A 16,249-nucleotide genomic window follows, 5' to 3' on the forward strand; every position below is an offset into this window, starting at 1 on the left:
TTGCGAACTCATTTTCGCTTACATACGCTGTCTTTGTACGACAATAATGGATTTGATATGAAACAAACGATTCTAAAGAGCCTGGTTGCTTCTTCTGTATTACTAGCGGTTGGTTGCGCGAGCACAAGCACACCAACTTCTGATTTCCCGAACAACAAAGAAACTGGCGAGCCACTTTTGACGCCGGTTGCGATCACGGCAAGCAGTCACGATGGTAATGGACCTGATCGTCTATTTGACCAAGACCTTACTACGCGCTGGTCTTCTGCTGGTGACGGTGAGTGGGCGATGTTGGACTACGGTTCAGTGCAAGAGTTTGACGCTGTTCAAGCCGCGTTCAGTAAAGGTAATGAGCGTCAGTCTAAGTTTGATATCCAAGTCAGTGTCGATGGCGAAAACTGGACAACAGTGCTAGAAAACCAGATGAGCTCAGGTCAAGCAATTGGTCTAGAGCGCTTCCAGTTTGAGCCTGCTGTTAAAGCACGCTACGTACGATACGTTGGCCATGGTAACACTAAGAACGGCTGGAACAGTGTCACTGAGCTTGCTGCAGTAAACTGCGGCATCAATGCTTGTCCAGCGAGCCACATCATTACCCCAGCAGTGGTTGCAGCAGAAGCAACAATGATTGCTGAGATGAAAGCGGCTGAAAAGGCACGCAAAGAAGCACGCAAAGATCTACGTAAAGGTAACTTTGGTGCGCCAGCAGTATACCCATGTGAAACAACAGTAAAATGTGACACTCGCAGCGCGCTGCCTGTACCAACTAACCTACCTGAGAAGCCGCTTGCGGGCAACGCACCAAGCGAAAACTTTGATTTGACACACTGGTACCTATCTCAACCATTCGACCATGACAAAAATGGCAAGCCGGATGACGTTTCTGAGTGGAACCTTGCGAACGGTTACCAACATCCAGAAATCTTCTACACAGCAGATGACGGCGGTCTAGTATTCAAGTCTTATGTGAAAGGTGTACGTACATCGAAGAATACTAAGTACGCGCGTACTGAGCTTCGTGAAATGATGCGCCGTGGTGACCAGTCGATTAGCACGAAAGGTGTTAACAAGAACAACTGGGTATTCTCAAGTGCTCCTCAAGCGGATCTAGAAGCGGCTGGTGGTATTGACGGTGTGATGGAAGCGACGTTGAAAATCGACCATGCAACCACAACAGGTAACGCGAACGAAGTTGGTCGCTTTATCATTGGTCAGATTCACGACCAAAACGACGAGCCAATTCGTTTGTACTACCGTAAACTGCCAAATCAAGCAACGGGCGCAGTATACTTTGCACACGAAAGCCAAGATGCAACAAAAGAAGACTTCTACCCTCTAGTGGGCGATATGACTGCTGAAGTCGGTGAAGACGGCATCGCACTTGGTGAAGTATTTAGCTACCGCATTGAAGTTAAAGGTAACACTATGACGGTTACACTAATGCGTGAAGGCAAAGACGACGTGGTACAAGTTGTTGACATGAGCGACAGTGGTTATGACGTTGGTGGCAAGTACATGTACTTCAAAGCTGGTGTATACAACCAAAACATCAGTGGTGATCTAGACGATTACTCTCAAGCGACGTTCTACCAGCTTGACGTGTCTCACGATCAATACCAAAAATAATACCTTAATCTAAAAATATAACCTCCGGCTTATTGAGCCGGAGGTTTTTTTGTTTCCAAGCGATGTAGATAGATTCAGATCTTAATCGCCTAATGATGTGGAAGCCCTGCGACGATCAGTTGCTCCGTGCAACTCGCCATCTTTCACTTCAATCGCATTCAGACCGCTGACTACCGGGATGACGTGCACCTTATAGCCCATCTCAGCGAAGCTTGGCACCATTGATTCTGCAAAGGTGCGCTTCTCTACGAGCAGCCCCGTTGGGTTGTACGGCTTAGTTCGGTCGATCTTAGTACCATATTGAATATTCGGAAGATCAATCGCATCCTGTGCTGATAGGTTCCAATCGACCACGCCCACGATGGTTTTCAGTACGTACCCTGGGATCTGTGAACTACCAGGGCTACCGACAACTAAACGAAGCTTGCCGTCTTCATCGAACATCATCAAAGGAGTGATTGCTGAACGGGGGCGTTTACCTGCCTCAATAGCGTTCTGGACAGGCTTACCTTTGAGTGTTGGTATCGATGAGAAGTTGGCCATTTGCGCGTTGAGCAAGACGCCGTCGACCATGACGCCAGAGCCCATGCCTGTGCCAACAGTACTTGTCATCGCGATCGCGTTGCCCTCACTATCTACAATGGAGATATGGCCGGTATCTTGACTCTCAAAGCCTTCGTGTTGAGCCGGTGTTTTGATTTCAGGCAGACCTGGTTTGATGGATTTACTGTCTCCAGCACCTTGCTCTGGGATCATATCAAAACGGTCATCGAGGTAATCTTCGTCGAGCAGGGCCTCTACTGGCGTTTCAACATAACTCGGGTCACCTGCGTAAGCGATGCGATCGGCTTTGGCTAGACGCATGGCCTCCACCATTAAGCGCCACGGCTCTGCCGTCGTTTTTGGCATCGAGGCGATATCGTACTTCTCAAGCATATCGAGTGACTGAGAAACCAGAACGCCGCCAGACGCTGGATAACCAAACGAAACGATTTCGTTACCGCGATAGTCGGACTTAACGATGTCACGAGTTTTTACCCGATAGTTTGCAAAATCTTCAACCGAAAGCTCAGGCTGCTCTTTGTCCAATTGTGCATTCACGGTGTCGACAATCCGTTTAGCCAGCGGACCTTGATACATGTAGTTCGCACCTTGCTCTGCGATGGCTTTTAGTGTGGTTGCCATTTTCGGGTTGGTCATCAGAGTACCAGTAGGGCGAATATCATCACCGTTCCAATAGAGTGATTTGATTTCAGGATCATGAACCAATCTTGATTGTTCACGGACAACGATATCGTAGGTGTAGCTATTCATTGAATAGCCATGCTCAGCGTAGTTGATGGCAGGCTGAACCAATTGTTTCCACGCCAAGTTACCGTGTTTTTGATGAGTGTGGTAAAGAAGCTTCAATGTTCCGGGAATAGCAACTGAGCGTGGTCCTAGAATGTCATTTCGGCTTATCGCTTTGCCGTTGTCATCCAGAAACATATCTGGCGTTGCACTAGACGGAGCTTCATCGCGCCCGTCATAGGCCGTAAACGAGTTAGCTTTGTTGTCGTAATAGAGGGCAAAGGTGCCACCTCCGATGCCTGTCATGTCAGGTTCAACCACCGACATCACCATTTGCATCGCCACCATGGCATCCACCGCATTGCCACCTTGTTTCAAGATTGAATACCCTGTGCTGGTCACATAAGGGTTGGTGGCACTGACCATAAACGACTTTCCAGTGTCGTTTGGTTGTGTTGGAAAAGGATCAGGCTGTGCTGCCAATGACGTGGAGACCAGCGTCAGAAGCAACGCGATACGTGATGACATAGGGGACCTCTAAACGATTTGTCATAAGTACTGATAGATTAGGTGCTATCAGTAACATATCCAGTTGGCGGCAGTTTAACCGTTAGGTCATAGCTTTGTTATCAATAGGTCAGAGGGTGATAAAAAGAATGGAGGTTATATCCAAGGGTTATAAATAGGTGTCGTAGAAAAAGTAGCAAGTGATCGCAATCGAGCTAAAGGTAACGAAACGTCTGACCACAATCTGGGGTAGTTGTCGTGAAAGCCTTGCAGCCACGTAACCGCCAGTAAGAGTCCCAAGCATAACGGCGATGCCTGAATACCAGTCGATGAGTCCATTGAAAACAAATAGGACAATAGCAATGGCAGACGCGCAGGTAGAAATAAGGAGTTTGAGTCCGTTCATTAAATTAATGTCTTTGTAGCCAGCAACCGCAAGGTAACTCAAACCGATGACGCCTAACCCGGCATTAAAAAAGCCGCCGAAAACGCCTACACAGAATAGGAATACGCCCAAACCAAAGGCGACAAGCCCACCTAAATGACGATTGCTACTGGCTTTCTGCAATCGCTTATTGATGCTATCACCAAAGATAAACAGCAAAGTTGCAAACAGCAGTAACCATGGAATCGCGGAAACAAACTGTTGCTCAGACACCAAAATCAATAGGTAACTACCGCTGATGCCCCCGGCAATACTAAGAAGGACAATTTTTAGCAGGTTACTGCGATCTTTAAGTACTTCCAGCCTAAACGCGTAGGTGCCACTCAGATAACCAGCACAAGCCGCAAAGGTATTGGTGGCATTGGCGACAATCGGGGGGATTCCGACGAAAAGCAGTGCAGGGAAGGTGATGAAGCTCCCTCCTCCTGCGACAGAGTTAAGTACACCACCAAACACGCCAGCCAGGAAGAGCAAAATTATCTGAGAGAGGTCAAGTAACATAGAGGTTATATGATGGTGAAAAGTCGTTAACAATCAACATATCCTAAACCGTACCGAGTCTCAAAAGGTTCAATCGGTTACGTGATCTATAGACAGAGATCTCGGCTCGCAAGTCACCAAAAGACGTGCGCGGCGAATCACGTGAGACGAGGTCATATTCCTTTGGATTGGACTTGCTCTTCAAGGGCTTTCTTGGGATCATGCACACAATTGTGAGAACAAACTAGGATTGCATTTCATGTCGAAACTAAGCCTTCAAGAGCAGATGCTAAAAGCAGGTCTGGTCAACGAGAAAAAACTGAAGAAAGCCAAGAAAGGCTCAAAGAAGTCACGTGTTCAAGCACGCGAAGCTAAAGCGGCTGTTGAAGAGAACAAAGCAGCGCAAAAAGAGCGTGACCAAGAGCTCAACAAGCTGCGTGATGAAGCTAAGCTAAGTAAAGAAATTAAAGCGCAGGTGAAGCAACTTATCACACTAAATACGATAGCGCTTGGTGATGGTGACATTAAATACAACTTCACCGACGGCACGCTAGTGAAATCCCTCTATGTCACACAAGAGATCCGCGATCAACTCAGCAAAGGCAACCTGTCTATTGCTCGCCTTGAAGAGAGCTATGCAGTGATTCCGACGGTTGTGGCGAAAAAGATTGCAGAGCGTGATCAAGAAACTGTCATTGAAAATGATGTTAAAGAAGAAGTGGTCGAAGAAGATGACCCATATGCACAATACGTCGTGCCTGATGATCTGATGTGGTAATCTAGGATACTTTAGAAAAGCCCAATATATTCAGTATACTGGGCTTTTTTTATCAGTGACTGTGCTATTTCTTCTTACCATGTCCTTTACCAGGATTGTTTTTTCCGTGTGCACTACGGTTATCCTTGTCCTTATGATGCTTACCATCGCATTCTTCCGACTCGATTCGAACTCGGTCTGACTCATAACTTACACAGTCTTCGCTGAGCTCAAGATTATCAGTCTTGATAGAAATACTGGCATAGCTTGCTGATACTGGTAGCAATAGAGCAGCGACAATAAGAAGTAGGTTACGCATGGTTGTAGTGCCTCATAGGTGTTGGGATGAGGCATAGTTTAGAGAAATGGTAAAAGAGGATTTGTCATTTTACGCCACGACAAATCGTAGCTATAAAAAAGCGAGGTATCAGTACCTCGCTTTATGCCGCTGGCTAGTCTTGGCTTTCTTTACTCGCCCAAACGTAAAGAAGTTCAAGAGCAATAGTCGCGCCTGCCAATGCAGTCAACTCGCTTTGGTCATAGGGAGGCGATACCTCAACCACATCCATACCCACAACGTTGATACCAGCCAGACCGCGAATGATCTTCAGTACTTTGTCTGAGTTCAAACCACCACATACTGGTGTGCCAGTACCTGGTGCAAACGCTGGATCGAGACAGTCGATATCGAAAGTGATGTAAACTGGCTTATCACCAATAATATTGCGGATCTGCGCAACAATTTCTTCTGCACTCTGATCGTTGGCTTGCATGGCGTTAATCACATTAAAACCGTGGTCATCGTAATCATATTCAGTACGAATACCGATTTGCACGGAGTGTTTCGCTGAGATTAAGCCCTCTTTTGGCGCATGGTAGAACATGGTGCCATGGTCATAGTTGCTGCCGTTCGCATACGTGTCAGTGTGAGCATCAAAATGAATCAATGCCATTTCCCCATGATGCTTAGCATAAGCACGCAGGATTGGCAGGGTGATAAAGTGATCACCGCCCAACGCCAGCATGGTTTTACCGCTCTTTAAGATCTCACTGGTTGCCGCTTCTAAACGGTAGGTGAAATCTTCTGCATCACCGGTATCGAATACCAAATCACCTGAATCGATGACTTTGGTTTTATCAAATACGTTGAAGTCCCATGGGAACTTTTTGCTTTCCCAAGCTAGGTTAACCGAAGCGCGACGAATGGCATCTGGACCCATTCGAGCGCCAGGGCGACCAGAGGTCGCCATGTCTAGAGGTACACCAAAAACCACCACGTCTGCGTCGGCAGAAACTGGGTTTTTCACGTAAGGTCGACGCAAGAATGTCATTGCGTTCGAGTACAGTGAATAATCGGTTTTGGTAAACAAATCATTCATTTAAAAATCCTCTAAATAGGTGTAACCAGTAAGGCCGCACTCTAGTTCTTCTAAAATTAGCGCTTGTTCGTCAGCGTCGATGTGACGCTCTACAAGCTCTTTGTAGTTTTGTTTGATGGCTTCTACGTCAATATGAACATAGCGCATCATGTCTTCGACGGTATCGCCTAGATCGATTGCCGTAAATTCAAACTCGCCTTCATCGGTAACGTTTACAACCGCGCTGTGGGTGTCACCAAACAAGTTGTGCATATCGCCAAGAATTTCTTGATACGCACCGACAAGGAAGAAGCCCATCAGATACGGTTCATCTTTGTTCCATGCTGGTACTGGCAAGGTAGATTCAATACCTTGACCATCAACGTATTGCTTAACGGTACCATCCGAGTCGCACGTGATATCCAGCATGATAGCGCGCGTTTGTTCTTCACTGCCAAGACCCGATAGCGGTAAAACAGGGAATACTTGTTCAATACCCCAAGCATCTGGCATCGACTGGAATAGTGAGAAGTTCACAAAGAACTTGTCCGCTAATCGTTCGTTAAGTTCATCAAGAATCGGCCTGTGGAAGCGATTCTTGTTGTCCATTTGACGATGCAATTCACCGTAAATACTCAGGCTGAGCTGTTCTACCCAAGCGCGCTGATGCAAATCAACCACACCAGATGCAAACAAGGTGTGTACTTCTGCTAGGTCGCTTTGTGTATCGTTGTAAATCTCGATAACAGCGCGGGCGTCAGTGCCACCTTTCAGGCTCTGCCAGTTCTGCCACATATTTTGAAGCAGAGGATGAGCCTCTTCTGCTGGCGCATCAACAGACTGAACATTATAGCTTTCTGTACCAATCACATTAGTGATCAATACCGCGTGGTGCGCAGTGAGAGAGCGACCAGACTCAGAAATAATAACCGGCGCGGTTTCTTCATACAGCGCACATACGTCGCCAACTGTACTCACGATGTTTCGAGCGTACTCAGCAAGTCCATAGTTCATGGAACTGCTCGACTGACTGCGTGTACCGTCATAATCGACCGCTAGACCACCGCCTACATCGAAGTAAGAGATAGGCACAGACATCTTGCGAAGTTCGCAGTAGAAGCGAGCCGCCTCGTTAACCCCGTTTCGTACATCGCGAATGTTCGCCATCTGCGATCCCAAATGGAAGTGAACAAGCTGTAGCATGTCCAACTGGTCTTGCGCTTTTAGACGCTCGACAACTTGCAGTACTTGTGAGGCAGACAAACCGAACTTAGATTTGTCACCACCACTTGATTGCCATTTACCCGCCCCTTGAGAGGCTAGGCGAATACGCAGACCCACACGAGGTTTGACGTTAAGTGCTGCCGCCTCTTTGAGCACGATATCTAACTCAGACAGCTTTTCTAGAACGATAAAGACCTTGTGGCCAAGCTTTTCACCAATGAGAGCTAAGCGAACATACTCGCGGTCTTTGTAACCGTTGCAAACAATCACAGAGCTAGCACGCTGTGCCATTGCCAGAACTGCCATCAGTTCTGGCTTACTGCCTGCTTCTAGACCGAGCTGTTTGGTTTCAGCTTCCGCTTGGCTTTCGAGAATTTGTTCTACAACGTCTTTTTGCTGGTTTACTTTGATCGGGTAAACAAGCAGGTACTCGTTTTGATATCCGTAGTCTTGGATGGCTTGGTTAAATGCATCACAGATACCGTGCACGCGCTGGTGGATAATTTGCGGAAAACGCACCAGTGCAGGCAATGTAAGTCCCTTCTCTTCAAGTGCCTTCGCAATCTTGTTGAGAGGTACCTGGTGTTGACCATTTTTATGAGGGGAAACAATGACGTCGCCATCGTCATTGATTCCGAAGAAGTTTTGGCTCCAGTATTGGACGTTGTAATCCGCACGAACGCGGTCTAGCTTTGAAGTCGTTGTCACAGCGTGTCTCACTTATTGTGTGTTCAGGCTGTCGCTCATCTTTATGTTATTCGAATTGCTGCTCGATTTGATGATTGAGAAGAAGCATTTACCTGAAAAATCAAACCCCGTGATGATCTTCCATGATGCTCACGAAACGCGTCTTAAGTACTCAAATGTTGTGGAGCGTGTACTTAAGATTCGTGCGCATTAACGGATAAATCACCCCCTATGTCTAACAAAAATAATTAATCCTTTCGATTGCGATTGGTTGTAAGCAAGCTTTTTGAGCTTTCTGTCGTAGGTACTACCGCTTATACCGAGTCATCGAGCGGTTTGGCTCACATCGCCTTTGATTTTATTAAAGGTGTCGATCAGCATTTGTTCCAATTTGGAACGGAAATTTTTGCTGTCATCATAGCGGTTGGTTTAAAAAATGATTCTGCTTGGTATTTACAAGGTAAATATCAGCTATATCTTTGGCTCAGTTTTTTAAACATCAGTAATCCGGCACCATGGTGATACTTCAGGTGAACACCTCTAAGCGCAAACTCCAAGTTGTTACTTACCCATACAGAGAATTTATTGCATGCGAAACGTTAGTTTTCCATGGAAGCTTTCACGCAACGGACTGATCACTGTTTTTTCTTTGGCTCTTCCACTTTCAGTTGCCGCTGAGGAGCAATCACTCGCTGATATTATTGATTTCAACGTCCAAGCCACTCAGTACCAAGATGAAACCATCGGGGTATTTGGTGTCGATATTGCGGCCACTGACAGTCTTACAGTGAGTGCAGAGGTGGATACCGATCGCTATTTGCAGTTTGGGCTTAGCTACGATTGGTTGATAGAGCGAAACTACTTCAGTGTGTACGGGCAGTACGGTTTTGATGAGTCGATTGATATTTATGATATTGGCTTTATGTACGGGTATTCGGTGTCGCCGAGCCTGTTTGTCTACTGGGATACTTACTACCAGTGGCGTGACACGACCAAAGCCTATGAACTGCCAGACCCAATCGATTATGCTAATCACAGACAAGAGTGGAAAAACACGGTAGGCGTTAGCTATAGCATTCACCCAATGGTTGATCTTGGCGCAAATTACAATGTCGATGTTCTCACTTCACAACATGGCTTTGAAAATGGTACCAGAAATAGTTTTGATCTATCCGCAACACTGAACACGCCCTACGTCCAACCCTACGTGAAATATACCAAGGGTCAGTACCGAGTTCGTCCAGGGAGGCCAATTGAAGATAGCAGCAATGTCGAGTTTGGCTTCTATCTCGACTTCTAACTTAAGTTATGGGGAAAAGGAAGCAGGTTTGGGAATGGAAATGCGATAGATACAAAAAAGGCTTCGAGTAATCGAAGCCTTTTGAATTTGCTAGCTAACGTTATTACTGAGGGATAACATTTACAGCTTGAGGACCTTTTTGGCCTTGCTCAACACCAAAAGAAACCGCTTGGCCTTCTTTTAGAGTTTTGAAACCTTCGCCAGAGATAGCGCGGAAGTGAACGAATACGTCTGGACCGTTCTCTTGTGCGATGAAGCCGTAGCCTTTCTCTTCGTTAAACCATTTTACAGTGCCAGTATTTGTGTTAGACATGTTATGTCCCTTACTTTTAAGATTAAAATTTTTGCCTTGCGGCGATCTCGCTTTGTGGTTCTGTTTATTTAATCAAGCTGTAAATGGGAAAAACGAATGACAAATACCCGCTAGGGAAACATCTGACAATACTTCTCGTACTCTTTTTACTCTTACTTTAAATAACTCTCTGAACACCAGAGCATCCGCAGTGTACCACACCTATGGACGGTTTAAATGAATTTCTTGTTAAATCATGAAAAAAGAGCAAGCGATTTCGTCGCTTGCTCTTGAATTTGAGTGAGATATTCGCTTAAGGCACTACTAGCGTTTGAACGTAACCGCTTCTTCTGCACCTAAGTTAATAGATGTCTCGGCCGGTTTTGTGCGAGCGATCACATTACCTTTACGGATAGAGTAACCCACTGGGACTTGGCGACGTACCGCGTCAAAGCCGTTTTCAGCAGGCAGCAGTAGTAAGCTACCTGGCCTACCTACCTCTAAACCATAAGTTTCTTGAATGTTTAGTGCGCGCGCTGAATTGTGGCTGATCATATCCAACGATTGGTTGATTTGATCGTAACCCATTACTTGGCAAACGTGCAGCCCCATATGCAGAACTTGTAGCATGTTGGCGGTACCTAACGGGTACCAAGGATCAAATACGTCATCGTGACCAAAGCAAACGTTGATGTTAGCTGCGAGCATTTCTTTCACGCGAGTCACGCCACGACGTTTTGGATAGTCATCGAAGCGGCCTTGCAAGTGGATGTTGACAAGCGGGTTAGCAACGAAGCTAATGCCAGACATTTTTAGTAGCCTGAATAGACGTGATGCGTAAGCACCGTTATATGAGCCCATTGCGGTCGTGTGACTTGCCGTAACGCGGTGTCCCATTTCAAATTTGTGCGCCAGTGCTGCGAGCGTTTCAACAAAACGAGATTGCTCGTCATCGATTTCGTCACAGTGAACGTCGATCAAACAGTCGTATTTTTGTGCTAGTTCGAACACATAATGCAGCGACTCTACACCGTATTCGCGTGTGAACTCAAAGTGTGGGATAGCACCAATAACGTCAGCACCGAGCTGTACGGCTTGTTCTAATAGCTCTTTACCATTTGGATAGGAAAGGATGCCTTCTTGCGGGAACGCCACAATCTGAATATCCACCCATTGTTTCATCTCTTCACGAACTTCCACCATCGCTTTTAGCGCTGTCAAGGTTGGATCAGAGACATCAACGTGGGTGCGCACGTGTTGGATGCCGTTCGCTATTTGCCATTTGAGCGTTTGTTTCGCACGGCGCTTAACATCGTCGATTGAGAGCATCGCTTTACGCTCAGCCCAACGCTCAATGCCTTCAAATAGAGTGCCGGAGATGTTCCAACTTGGCTCACCAGCAGTTTGAGTGGTATCTAAGTGAATGTGAGGCTCGCAAAATGGCGCAGTCGCCATTTGACCAGTAGCATCAATCACATCGTCAGCGCTGAACGATGACGTTCCCGCTGGCTCGATCGCCTTGAATACACCTTCTTCAATAAGGAGGTCAAACTGACCCGTTCGACCGTTTATGGTTGCATTCTGAATAAGCAAAGATGACATGGCATCAAGTTCCTAATAATTACGCGTCAGCGTTTTCTAGCTGAGCTGTTTTAGCGTTAAGAAGACGGTTAAGTACAAGATAGCTCAGAGCGCCACCAAGTACTGCATTTACAGGGACAACGCCTGGTAGGAAGTTACCTGCTGCTACACCAATAGCAACAGCAATGATACCTGCCCAGTTTACCGTTTGGAATTTTGCCGCATCAAAATTTGCGTAGCGTTTACGGTTGATAAGGAAGTCGGCAATGATTACGCCGCCGATTGGTGGGATAGCAAGTGATAGGAAAGTTAGCCAGCCAACAAAGTTGTTGTAAAGCCAAAGAGCACACAAGGTACCGACCACACCGTTAGCCATAGATAGATACTTGCTTGGTAGCCCCGTCACGTTAGAGAAACCAAGACCCGAAGCGTAAAGGGCGTTGTCGTTAGTCGTCCAGATGTTTAGACCCAGAACGATAATTGCAGGAAGTAGTAGACCCTGAGCAATCATCACCTCGGAAATGTCTGACTGACCTGTTACCGATGCACCCGCAGCGCCAAAGATAAACATCAAGGAGTTACCAATAAAGAACGCAACCATAGTAATGAACACCGCGCCCATTGGCTTTTTGCCAAATCGAACGAAGTCGGCAGTCAGTGTACCTGCGCTGACAAATGAACCTACCACCATCGCAAGTGCTACTGAGAAGTCGAGAGGCTCTGCGGGTTGAATCTTTTGAAGCTCCGCAACGCCGCCAGCACTATCGACAGCGGTGAGTACTGAGTAACCACCCAGAATGGCAATAGCAGGAACAGCGATAGCTGAAAGAACCATCAGCGCTGAAATACCGAAATAAACCGTTGCAGTCATCAATAGACCGCTTACTAAGATAAGGATGTTGGTATCAATGCCTGTCGCTTTTTGAACTGGGATGGCAAACATAGCCACACCTACACCAAACCAACCTACTTGCGTACCGCCTAGCAATACAGAAGGGAGCCAAGAGCCTTTAGAACCAAAAGAGAATCGAGCAAGAAGGTGAGTAGAGAGACCAGTAGAAGCGCCAATGTAACCGAGGAAGGAAGTGTAGATACCGAGGATGAGGTTACCAATGAGAACAGCGAGGAAGAAATCATTAAATGAGAGACCAGTACCAAGGGAACCACCAGTCCACATACTTGCGGAGAAGAAAGTCAAACCAAGCATCACCATGGTTAATGAAGCGACTCCCTTTCTCGCCGATTTTGGAACCGGCCCTAAACTGTAGTTGTTATCCGCAGACATCTGATACCTCACCATTCATTAAATCTATTTGTCGTACGTTTACTCGTATTTCAGGCAAACGGCGCGTATTATGGTGATGTAAATCACAGTGTCAAGCCGTCAATTTGGCAAAAAAACACGCTTTTTTAGTTCGTATTGTTATTTAGTCCTATTAATCATATGGTTAATAGCGGGTCATTAATCTGGAAAAAGCATAATTAATTTCTATCTGACCATGGCAACCGTTTGCTATAGAGGGCTAAGTGAGCTTTTTAATTACTTTAGCTAAAAAATAGTTTCATAGCCTTAAAATTGAAAGTTTACTTGTTCCTTTATGAAGCTGTTGGCTCTAGCGAGAAGAGGATCATGCGCCAAGAGTCGGAGTAGGCTCGCATCAAGTAAGTAATTAAGTATATAATGCGCCCGCTTTCATCTGAGGTAAGACAATGATTTCAAAAAACCAACTAAAACTGCTAAGAGCCCTTGGGCAAAAGAAACAGCGCAAAGCGCACGGCCTATTTTTGGTTGAGGGCGAGAAAAACGTTCTTGAGCTTGTCGACACTTCCTTGGTTGTAAAGCAGGTCTTTGCTACCGATGTTTTTCTGCAAAAACACGCCAGCGAGCTTAGTCAATATGATTGCATCGAAGCGTCTTTAGAAGAGCTGACTAAAGCGAGCTCTCTAGTCAGTAACAACGCAGCCGTGGCGATGGTAGAGATCCCTAACGTTCAAGCGCCGTCCGCAGAAGGTATGATGATCGCGCTTGATGGTGTTTCTGATCCGGGTAACTTGGGGACGATAATTCGTATTGCCGACTGGTATGGCATCAAACACATCGTAGCTAGCAGTGATTGCGCGGATCCGTATAACCCTAAGACCATTCGAGCGACCATGGGCAGCTTTGGTCGCGTTCAAGTGACTTTGTTGGATCTTCCTCGTTATCTTAACGAGGCGAGTATTCCGGTGTACGGTGCGTTTCTTGAAGGTGAAAGTGTTCACTCAACTGATTTTTCGGAACAAGGTATATTGCTGATGGGTAGTGAGTCACATGGTGTTCGCCCAGAAGCGGAGCAATATGTCACTGACAAGATCACTATTCCGTCGTTCGGTGGTGCTGAGTCGCTTAATGTAGCGATGGCGACGGGGATTATTATGGATAACTATCGACGTCAGCACAGTTAAAGACTGGCGTGCGCTTTACTTAAGACCCCTGCCTGCGCAGGGGTGACGATAGTATTTTGAATTATGGGGCTTTGCTATCGGATTACTTCTCAAGCATCCCAAGCTTGTTTGGTACGCCATTCCACTTTTCAGCGTCTTCCATTGCTGGTTTTACTTCGGTTTGTACTGGCCATAGTTCAGATAACTCTGCGTTGAGTTCGATGTAAACCACTTGGTCCTCTGGCAGTTCATCTTCTTGGAAGATGGCTTGCGCATCACACTCAGGAACACAAAGTCCACAGTCGATACATTCAATTGGGTTAATCACCATAAAGTTTGGGCCTTCGTGGAAGGCGTCAGCAGGGCATACCGCTACACAGTCGGTATATTTACATTGAATACAGTTATCGGTAACGACAAATGCCATGGTGGTTAACTCTTATTAGCCTAATTTGTGGAGGGGCGATAATACTGATCCCGACGCAAAATTCAACATCTTGCGATGACTCGGGCAGTCTCTCACCTGCAAAATTCAATTAAGTATGACAGACAATTCAAGTTAACGTAAAATGCGCGCCATTGTGAGCGAGTAAGCCCAGTCTTTACGAGCTAAGACACCAACGACGCGAGACCATTCCATGATACGTTTAACCGAAATCAAACTGCCTCTTGATCACGAAGAAGGTGAAATTTCCCAAGCTATTTTGAAAAAGCTTGGCATCTCTGAAGACCAATTGATCTCTTTCAACATGTTTAAGCGCGGTTACGATGCCCGTAAAAAGACACGCATCTTGCTTATCTACACGTTAGACGTGGTTGTAGAGAACGAAGCAGAATTGCTCGAGAAGTTTACTGACGACCCACATGTAAAAGTGACGCCAGATATGGAGTACAAGTTTGTGGCAAAAGCGCCAGCTAACCAAACTGAGCGCCCAGTGGTTATCGGCTTTGGTCCTTGTGGTTTGTTCGCAGGTTTGGTTCTTGCGCAGATGGGCTTTAAGCCAATTATTGTGGAACGTGGTAAAGAAGTTCGCGAACGTACCAAAGATACCTTTGGTTTCTGGCGCAAGCGCACGCTAAACCCTGAATCTAACGTTCAATTTGGTGAAGGTGGTGCAGGTACATTTTCTGATGGCAAGCTGTATAGCCAAGTCAAAGATCCTAAGCACTACGGCCGCAAGGTAATTGAAGAGTTTGTTGCTGCTGGGGCTCCAGAGGAGATTATGTACGTGTCTAAGCCTCACATTGGTACCTTCAAGCTGGTTACCATGATTGAGAAGATGCGTGCCAAAATCCTAGAGCTTGGTGGTGAAATCCGCTTTAGCACTCGCGTTGACGATGTTCATATGGATAACGACCAAATTACAGGTCTAACGTTGTCTAACGGCGAAGAAATCAAAACGCGCTATGTCGTTCTTGCGGTTGGTCACAGTGCTCGCGATACCTTTGAGATGCTCCATGAGCGCGGTGTTTACATGGAAGCAAAACCTTTCTCGGTAGGTTTCCGTGTTGAGCACAAGCAATCTGTTATCGATGAAGCGCGCTTTGGTCCCAATGCCGGTAATCCAATTTTAGGTGCTGCGGATTACAAACTGGTTCACCATTGTAAGAACGGTCGCACGGTTTACAGCTTCTGTATGTGCCCAGGTGGTACTGTCGTTGCGGCTACCTCTGAGGAAGGCCGAGTTGTAACCAACGGCATGAGTCAATATTCGCGTGCCGAGCGTAACGCGAACAGCGCCATCGTTGTTGGTATCTCTCCAGAGCACGACTACCCAGGCGACCCACTTGCAGGCATCCGTTTCCAGCGTGAGCTAGAGAGTAATGCTTATGTACTGGGCGGCGAGAACTATGACGCGCCAGCTCAAAAAATTGGTGATTTCCTAAAAGGTAACGATCCAAGTGCACTGGGTGATGTTGAGCCGTCATTCACACCGGGCATCAAGCTGACCGATCTTTCTAAGGCACTACCTGATTTTGCTATTGAAGCGATCCGTGAGGCAATTCCTGCTTTTGATAAGAAGATCAAAGGCTTTGCGGGTGCAGACGGCCTATTGACGGGCGTAGAGACACGTACATCTTCTCCAGTTTGTATTAAACGTGGTAAAGACTACCAGAGTGTGAACCTGAAAGGCTTCTACCCTGCGGGTGAAGGTGCGGGTTATGCGGGCGGTATTTTGTCAGCGGGTATTGATGGTATCAAAGTTGCTGAGGCGCTTGCGCTTGCAATGGTTGAAGACTTGGCTGAGGCCTAATCTCGCTAATACTTAATCGCGTA

At 46.5% G+C, this 16,249-nt stretch carries 15 protein-coding genes; 6 read left to right on the forward strand and 9 right to left on the reverse strand.

Features of this window, described 5'->3' with window-relative positions; genetic code table 11:
* The first annotated feature begins 57 nt into the window (after positions 1 to 57).
* Positions 58 to 1,626: a polysaccharide lyase family 7 protein gene (locus tag LY387_RS21640; protein WP_234496279.1), complete on the forward strand. Its 1,569-nt coding sequence runs from the start codon at positions 58 to 60 to the stop codon at positions 1,624 to 1,626.
* An 81-nt stretch (positions 1,627 to 1,707) separates the two neighbouring features.
* Here LY387_RS21640 and ggt read toward each other — a convergent pair whose 3' ends face one another.
* Both ggt and LY387_RS21650 read right to left on the reverse strand, forming a co-directional pair.
* Positions 1,708 to 3,444, reverse strand: coding sequence for a gamma-glutamyltransferase (ggt, locus tag LY387_RS21645; RefSeq protein ID WP_234496280.1), 1,737 nt, complete (start codon positions 3,442 to 3,444; stop codon positions 1,708 to 1,710).
* 148 nt (positions 3,445 to 3,592) lie between these two features.
* Entirely contained in the window at positions 3,593 to 4,369 is a 777-nt protein-coding gene (locus LY387_RS21650) for a sulfite exporter TauE/SafE family protein (protein WP_234496281.1), read from the reverse strand.
* Between the two features lie 238 nt (positions 4,370 to 4,607).
* Here LY387_RS21650 and LY387_RS21655 point away from each other — a divergent pair, with 238 nt between their 5' ends.
* A complete protein-coding gene (locus LY387_RS21655) occupies positions 4,608 to 5,126 on the forward strand; it encodes a DUF2058 domain-containing protein (RefSeq protein WP_234496282.1) in 519 nt (172 codons plus the stop codon).
* A gap of 64 nt (positions 5,127 to 5,190) precedes the next feature.
* On the opposite strand, the gene LY387_RS21660 is transcribed toward LY387_RS21655, so the two are convergent.
* The 3 genes from LY387_RS21660 to speA all read right to left on the reverse strand — a co-directional run bounded on the left by LY387_RS21660 (position 5,191) and on the right by speA (position 8,395).
* Positions 5,191 to 5,424: a CG2 omega domain protein gene (locus LY387_RS21660; protein ID WP_234496283.1), complete on the reverse strand. Its 234-nt coding sequence runs from the start codon at positions 5,422 to 5,424 to the stop codon at positions 5,191 to 5,193.
* A gap of 133 nt (positions 5,425 to 5,557) precedes the next feature.
* On the reverse strand, positions 5,558 to 6,484 hold the full coding sequence (gene speB, locus LY387_RS21665) for an agmatinase (RefSeq protein ID WP_234496284.1): 927 nt from the start codon (positions 6,482 to 6,484) through the stop codon (positions 5,558 to 5,560).
* Positions 6,485 to 8,395, reverse strand: coding sequence for an arginine decarboxylase (speA, locus tag LY387_RS21670; protein ID WP_234496285.1), 1,911 nt, complete (start codon positions 8,393 to 8,395; stop codon positions 6,485 to 6,487). It abuts the gene before it with no gap.
* 246 nt (positions 8,396 to 8,641) lie between these two features.
* Here speA and LY387_RS21675 point away from each other — a divergent pair, with 246 nt between their 5' ends.
* A complete protein-coding gene (locus tag LY387_RS21675) occupies positions 8,642 to 8,896 on the forward strand; it encodes a hypothetical protein (RefSeq protein WP_234496286.1) in 255 nt (84 codons plus the stop codon).
* Positions 8,897 to 8,963: 67 nt separating this feature from the next.
* The gene (locus LY387_RS21680; RefSeq protein WP_234496287.1) at positions 8,964 to 9,674 is read left to right on the forward strand and encodes a hypothetical protein; all 711 of its coding nucleotides are present in this window, start codon (positions 8,964 to 8,966) and stop codon (positions 9,672 to 9,674) included.
* A gap of 103 nt (positions 9,675 to 9,777) precedes the next feature.
* On the opposite strand, the gene LY387_RS21685 is transcribed toward LY387_RS21680, so the two are convergent.
* The 3 genes from LY387_RS21685 to codB all read right to left on the reverse strand — a co-directional run bounded on the left by LY387_RS21685 (position 9,778) and on the right by codB (position 12,832).
* Positions 9,778 to 9,987 carry a cold-shock protein gene (locus tag LY387_RS21685; RefSeq protein ID WP_006069145.1) on the reverse strand — a complete coding sequence of 70 codons (210 nt, stop codon included), beginning with the start codon at positions 9,985 to 9,987 and terminating at the stop codon, positions 9,778 to 9,780.
* Between the two features lie 303 nt (positions 9,988 to 10,290).
* Positions 10,291 to 11,568: a cytosine deaminase gene (locus tag LY387_RS21690; protein WP_234496288.1), complete on the reverse strand. Its 1,278-nt coding sequence runs from the start codon at positions 11,566 to 11,568 to the stop codon at positions 10,291 to 10,293.
* Positions 11,569 to 11,587: 19 nt separating this feature from the next.
* On the reverse strand, positions 11,588 to 12,832 hold the full coding sequence (gene codB, locus LY387_RS21695; protein WP_234496289.1) for a cytosine permease: 1,245 nt from the start codon (positions 12,830 to 12,832) through the stop codon (positions 11,588 to 11,590).
* A 425-nt stretch (positions 12,833 to 13,257) separates the two neighbouring features.
* On the opposite strand from codB, the gene LY387_RS21700 reads away from it, so the two are divergent.
* On the forward strand, positions 13,258 to 13,992 hold the full coding sequence (locus LY387_RS21700; RefSeq protein WP_234496290.1) for an RNA methyltransferase: 735 nt from the start codon (positions 13,258 to 13,260) through the stop codon (positions 13,990 to 13,992).
* A gap of 82 nt (positions 13,993 to 14,074) precedes the next feature.
* Here LY387_RS21700 and fdxA read toward each other — a convergent pair whose 3' ends face one another.
* Positions 14,075 to 14,398 carry a ferredoxin FdxA gene (fdxA, locus tag LY387_RS21705; RefSeq protein WP_042469860.1) on the reverse strand — a complete coding sequence of 108 codons (324 nt, stop codon included), beginning with the start codon at positions 14,396 to 14,398 and terminating at the stop codon, positions 14,075 to 14,077.
* A gap of 211 nt (positions 14,399 to 14,609) precedes the next feature.
* On the opposite strand from fdxA, the gene LY387_RS21710 reads away from it, so the two are divergent.
* A complete protein-coding gene (locus tag LY387_RS21710; protein ID WP_234496291.1) occupies positions 14,610 to 16,226 on the forward strand; it encodes an NAD(P)/FAD-dependent oxidoreductase in 1,617 nt (538 codons plus the stop codon).
* Positions 16,227 to 16,249: the final 23 nt, after the last annotated feature.

This window comes from Vibrio maritimus (genome assembly GCF_021441885.1).
Lineage (GTDB): Bacteria > Pseudomonadota > Gammaproteobacteria > Enterobacterales > Vibrionaceae > Vibrio > Vibrio maritimus_B.

Excerpts from the sequence above, each read along its gene's own strand:
- speB (WP_234496284.1), bottom strand. The coding sequence starts at position 6,484 with ATGAATGATTTGTTTACCAAAACCGATTATTCACTGTACTCGAACGCA.
- LY387_RS21685 (WP_006069145.1), bottom strand. The coding sequence starts at position 9,987 with ATGTCTAACACAAATACTGGCACTGTAAAATGGTTTAACGAAGAGAAA.
- LY387_RS21710 (WP_234496291.1), top strand. The coding sequence starts at position 14,610 with ATGATACGTTTAACCGAAATCAAACTGCCTCTTGATCACGAAGAAGGT.
- LY387_RS21700 (WP_234496290.1), top strand. The coding sequence starts at position 13,258 with ATGATTTCAAAAAACCAACTAAAACTGCTAAGAGCCCTTGGGCAAAAG.
- LY387_RS21640 (WP_234496279.1), top strand. The coding sequence starts at position 58 with ATGAAACAAACGATTCTAAAGAGCCTGGTTGCTTCTTCTGTATTACTA.
- LY387_RS21680 (WP_234496287.1), top strand. The coding sequence starts at position 8,964 with ATGCGAAACGTTAGTTTTCCATGGAAGCTTTCACGCAACGGACTGATC.
- codB (WP_234496289.1), bottom strand. The coding sequence starts at position 12,832 with ATGTCTGCGGATAACAACTACAGTTTAGGGCCGGTTCCAAAATCGGCG.
- LY387_RS21650 (WP_234496281.1), bottom strand. The coding sequence starts at position 4,369 with ATGTTACTTGACCTCTCTCAGATAATTTTGCTCTTCCTGGCTGGCGTG.
- LY387_RS21660 (WP_234496283.1), bottom strand. The coding sequence starts at position 5,424 with ATGCGTAACCTACTTCTTATTGTCGCTGCTCTATTGCTACCAGTATCA.
- LY387_RS21690 (WP_234496288.1), bottom strand. The coding sequence starts at position 11,568 with ATGTCATCTTTGCTTATTCAGAATGCAACCATAAACGGTCGAACGGGT.
- LY387_RS21655 (WP_234496282.1), top strand. The coding sequence starts at position 4,608 with ATGTCGAAACTAAGCCTTCAAGAGCAGATGCTAAAAGCAGGTCTGGTC.
- fdxA (WP_042469860.1), bottom strand. The coding sequence starts at position 14,398 with ATGGCATTTGTCGTTACCGATAACTGTATTCAATGTAAATATACCGAC.
- ggt (WP_234496280.1), bottom strand. The coding sequence starts at position 3,444 with ATGTCATCACGTATCGCGTTGCTTCTGACGCTGGTCTCCACGTCATTG.